Below are 1,424 nucleotides of genomic sequence, written 5' to 3'. Positions count from 1 at the left end.
AGATCAAACGCCGCGTCGACGTCGTCCAGATCTTCCCCAACCCCGGCGCCCTCGAACGCCTCACCACCGCCGTCCTCATCGAGATGCTTCCCAATAGAGATGTCAAGCCGCAGCTGTGACGGGCGGTGTGACCTGGTAGCACCGTCCGTCACGGATCAGGGCCCACAGTACGTTGACACGGCGGCGAGCGAGAGCCAGCACGGCTTGGACGTGCCGTTTGCCCTCCGCGCGCTTACGGTCATAGAACGTGCGGGAGTTGGAGTCACAGCGGATGCTGACCAGCGCGGAGGTATAGAAGACGCATTGGAGCCTTCGGTGATACTGGCTCGGTCGGTGCAGATTGCCGCTGACCTTGCCCGAGTCCTTCGGCGCGGGGGCCACCCCGGCAAAGGCCGCGAGCGCGTCCGGGGAGGCGAAGCCGTCCAGGTTTCCGCCGACGGCGGCGAGGAACTCCGCCCCGAGCACCGTGCCGATCCCGGGAACACTTTGGACTATGACGGCAAGTTCGTGCTCGCGAAACCGGTCCTCGATGAGCTTGTCGATCCCGGCGATCTGCTCGTTGAGAGCCATGACCTCTCCGGCCAGGGTGCGGACCAGCTCCGCGATGGTCTTCTCCCCGGGGACGGCGGTGTGCTGCCGTTCAGCGGCCTCAACCGCCGCTTCGGCGAGGGACTTTGCGTTCTTGACCTTGCGGTTTGCCAGCCACTTCGTCAACCTCGCGGTCCCGGCGCGGCGGATGGCCGCTGGAGTCTGGTAGCCGGTCAGCAGCTTCAGAGGGCCGACGTAGGTCACATCCAGAGCCCGCTCCAGGGCCGGGAACATGCTCAGCAGGGTGCCCCGCAGCCGGTTCACCACACGGGTCCGATCCTCGACCAGGTCGGCCCGGCGCCCGGTCAGCAGCTTGAGGTCGACGACAGCCTCGTCGCCGGGACAGATGGGCCGCAGGTCACGGCGCATCCGGGCCTGGTCGGCGATCACGTAGGCATCGCGAGCGTCGGTCTTGCCCTCGCCGCGGTAGCCGTCCGAGGCCCGGTTCACCAGCCGTCCGGGGATATAGAGGATCTCCTGGCCGTGGGCGACCAGCAAAGCCAACAGCAGCGCCGGCTCGCCGCCGGTCATATCGATCGCCCAGGTCACCGGGTGGCCGTCGGCCAAGTCAAGGACGTCGCCGATCAGCTTCAGCAAGTCGGGCTCGTCGTTGGCCACCCGCCGCGACAGCAGTGTCCTGCCACCGACGTCCAGGGCCAGGCCATGGTGGTGTCCCTTGCCGCTGTCGATCCCCGCCCATATCCGGCTCATCGTGCTCCTGAGGTGCGTGTTCGTCTTCTTCGTACCACGGACGACCTCGCCGGCATTGCTCTACACAGCGACACATTCGCACTTCCCAATCGGCGGCCGAGTCGTCGTGGGGATCCGGGCGGCCA

General features: G+C 67.0%; 1 protein-coding gene. It reads right to left on the bottom strand.

Going from position 1 to position 1,424, the window contains the following annotated elements:
* Positions 1 to 102 precede the first annotated feature (102 nt).
* On the bottom strand, positions 103 to 1,299 hold the full coding sequence (locus ACFYX0_RS47840; RefSeq protein ID WP_388982152.1) for an IS110 family transposase: 1,197 nt from the start codon (positions 1,297 to 1,299) through the stop codon (positions 103 to 105).
* Positions 1,300 to 1,424 lie beyond the last annotated feature (125 nt).

The organism is Streptomyces sp. NPDC002573, from assembly GCF_042889625.1.
In the GTDB taxonomy this organism is placed as follows: domain Bacteria; phylum Actinomycetota; class Actinomycetes; order Streptomycetales; family Streptomycetaceae; genus Streptomyces; species Streptomyces gibsoniae.
The sequence above is the reverse complement of the archived record's forward strand: the minus strand, read 5'-3'. Positions and strand labels throughout refer to the sequence as shown.

Bases quoted from the DNA above. Each gene is read 5' to 3' on its own strand.
- ACFYX0_RS47840 (WP_388982152.1), bottom strand. From the start codon at position 1,299: ATGAGCCGGATATGGGCGGGGATCGACAGCGGCAAGGGACACCACCAT.